The organism is Actinomadura sp. 6K520 (assembly GCF_004349245.1).
Taxonomy (GTDB): domain Bacteria; phylum Actinomycetota; class Actinomycetes; order Streptosporangiales; family Streptosporangiaceae; genus Spirillospora.
Genome location: NZ_SMLC01000358.1, coordinates 1 through 2,582, shown reverse-complemented (window position 1 = coordinate 2,582; position 2,582 = coordinate 1). Strand labels below are relative to the sequence as shown.

Genomic DNA, 2,582 nt, shown 5'->3' with positions numbered 1-2,582 from the left:
GTCGGGGTCGGCGGGTCTCCGCCGGGCAGCGATGCGTTGTAGCTGCTGAGGCCGTCCCTGCCGCCGCCGACGGCGCCGCCGAACGCCCCCGACGTGGCGCCCTTGGCGATGGCGTCCCAGGTCAGCGGGTCGCCGTGGATCGCGGCCGTGGCGACCGTGCCGGCCACGCCGCTGATGCCCTCGGACAGCCCCTCCCGCAGCATGCCCCGGCCCATGTTGCCGAGTGCGGTGTCCGCGGTGTCGCCCAGGCCGGGGACCCTGCCCATGCCGTGCGAGACACCACCGGAGATGGCGCCGCCGATCGCGCCGTCCAGGGTGGCCGCGCCGGTCTTCTGCCAGTCGACGCCGTCACGGTTGCCCTGCGCGATCTGCACGCCCTGGACGAGCAGGTCGAGCCCGCCGCCCTCCACGGCGCCGACGATGGCGCCCCGCAGCACGGCGCCGAGGAACCGCTGGCTCAGCCGCTCCAGCAGCTCCTTGGCGATCGTTCTGGCGGAGACCTGCGCCGCGGCCTGCACGGCCGGGATGGCCGCCGTCGACGCACCGAACGTCGCGAACGCCGCCGCGATCAGATAGGCGATCTCGATCGCCGTGATGATCAGCAGGGCGATGAACATGTACTTGGCGTACTCGATGTCGAGCGCGCCGCCGTCGAGCGTCTCGGCGAGCTGCCCGCACGACTCGACCAGTTTGGTCAGGATCTGGGGGTCGGTGGTGACCCACTGCTCCCATTTCTGGCCGAACGCCTCGGCGGCGCCGCTGTCGAGCGCGGAGCGCACGTCGGACGCCGTCTGGACGAGCTCCTGGATCAGCTCGTCGACCTCGGTGCCGGCGGTCCGCCACGCCTCGGCGCAGCGGCGCATCGCCGTCTCGTCACCCTCCGGCCAGTCGGCTCCGATGATCCAACCCAGCCACTGGACCGGTTCCGGTATCTCGAGACCCACGGCTCAGTTCACTTCAGCCTTGAGGCGTCCTCGGCCGCCTTGTAGGTCCTGGCCATCTGGTCCACGCCCTTCTTGATGCCTTCCAGGCCGTCCTTGAGCTTGGGAAACGACTCCTGGACGCTCGTGCTCGGCTCCTTGTAGCCCTGGGCGAACGTCTTGCCGGTCTCGTCGGCCCCCCAGCACTCGCCCTCGGCGCTGAGCGCGGAGCTGAGCCGGTCGTAGATCGCCTTGAGCTGGCCGGCGCCCGTCTTGAATCCTTCGCCCGCGCGCTTCAGTTCCTCTGTGTCGACCTCTAGGTGCTCGTAGGTCATGGCGGCAGGATTCCCAGTCGTTCGCGGACGGCGTTGATGTCGTCGGGGCGTTCGGGCAGCAGCTTGGCGATGTCGAACCCGTGCTCGGCCGCGCCCTCGGGGGCGAGCCCCTGCATCGCCTCGCGTATCAGGTCGGTGACCTGCGTCTGCGCGTCCTTGGTCGCCTCCATGATCGCTTCGGCGAGCTCCGTGGAGCCGAGCCTGCGCTGGACGCGTGGATCGAGTTCGAGCGAGGCCAGCCGGCCCTGCCGGTCGACCTTGACCCGCACCATGCCGTCGGCGGCCTCGGCCTCGGCCTCGATGGCCTCCAGCTTGGACTGCATCTCCTGGATCTGCCGGCGCTTCTCCTGGTATGTCTGCAGGAGTTCGTCGATATGCGCCTGCCATTCAGCGCGCACAGGCACCCCTCTGTTCGTCGGGAGCTCGGGAAGCCCGCGACCGCGCACGATCACAGGTACACAGGGATTGATCATTTATAGAGCCGTTGATGGCTTTATCGCAACCCGTCCTGGACTGTCCGTAGCGTGTGGGGAAGGCCACTGACGTTGTGGAACACTGCGGGGACCGCGCGGTGCGCCGCGCAGGCCGAGCCGGAGACCAGGAAAGGGTGGGTGAACGATGCGCAGGAAGCCGAACATCTGCGATGCCTGCGTGCGGTTGCAGAAGAGGTCCAACCCGGAGGCCGAGAGCTCGCTCGACCGGTGGATCCCCTATTGCGACGCCTTTCCGGAACGCGTGCCGAACGAGATCTACCGCGCCGGGTTCGATCACCGGAACCCGTTCGAGGGCGACCGCGGCATCCGGTTCGAGTTGCGACCCGGTGGCGAGCGGGCCCTGGCCGCGTACGAGGCTTCGATCGCCAGGCGGCAGGGCGCCCGGAACGCCGAGTCCGGCCAGAGCGGCTGATCCCGGCCGGTGCGGCCGGGACGTCCTCCGCCTTGCCGAGGTGGGGGGCATGGTCGCTCCGGGAGGTCTCACGGGCTGGGGGCGGTCCGGGGTTGAGGACAGGCTAGCGGGAGCCCTTGACGGTTTCAGGGGTAAGACGGCCGGATAAGGCTTTTGGTTCGGTGAGATCCTTGTACGGAACGCTCGTAGGCTGACCGGTGAGAGGGGGCATGGTGACCGACTCCAGCTGGCAGCAGGCCGTCCTGAGCGACATCGGCGTTTCGCGGCGTGGGCTCCAGGTGCTCGACGATGCGCCGACCAGCGTCGCGCAACCGTCCTGGGGAGCCGACGCGCCGCGTCCGGCGGCGGAACACCGGCCCGCGCCCGTACCGGGCTCGCCGGCGCCCCTCGCCGCACCGTCGTTCCCCCCGCCCGCCGAACC

General features: G+C 69.9%; 4 protein-coding genes and 1 pseudogene. 2 read left to right on the top strand and 3 right to left on the bottom strand.

The window, feature by feature from the left end:
- The 3 genes from E1289_RS37245 to E1289_RS37235 all read right to left on the bottom strand — a co-directional run.
- A partial coding sequence (locus E1289_RS37245; protein WP_347813624.1) for a hypothetical protein occupies positions 1–944 on the bottom strand: 944 nt, incomplete at its 3' end.
- Between the two features lie 8 nt (positions 945–952).
- Positions 953–1,255, bottom strand: coding sequence for a WXG100 family type VII secretion target (locus tag E1289_RS37240; protein WP_131988841.1), 303 nt, complete (start codon positions 1,253–1,255; stop codon positions 953–955).
- Complete coding sequence (locus tag E1289_RS37235; RefSeq protein WP_165970783.1) at positions 1,252–1,653, bottom strand: YbaB/EbfC family nucleoid-associated protein; 402 nt, start codon at positions 1,651–1,653, stop codon at positions 1,252–1,254. Before E1289_RS37235 ends, E1289_RS37240 begins: the two co-directional genes overlap by 4 nt.
- Positions 1,654–1,873: 220 nt before the next feature.
- Between E1289_RS37235 and E1289_RS37230 the strand changes: the two genes are divergently transcribed.
- Positions 1,874–2,161, top strand: coding sequence for a hypothetical protein (locus E1289_RS37230; protein ID WP_131988837.1), 288 nt, complete (start codon positions 1,874–1,876; stop codon positions 2,159–2,161).
- Between the two features lie 209 nt (positions 2,162–2,370).
- Positions 2,371–2,582, top strand: a pseudogene (locus E1289_RS39310) (hypothetical protein); the annotation flags it as partial.

Excerpts from the sequence above, each read along its gene's own strand:
- E1289_RS37240 (WP_131988841.1), bottom strand. The coding sequence starts at position 1,255 with ATGACCTACGAGCACCTAGAGGTCGACACAGAGGAACTGAAGCGCGCG.
- E1289_RS37230 (WP_131988837.1), top strand. The coding sequence starts at position 1,874 with ATGCGCAGGAAGCCGAACATCTGCGATGCCTGCGTGCGGTTGCAGAAG.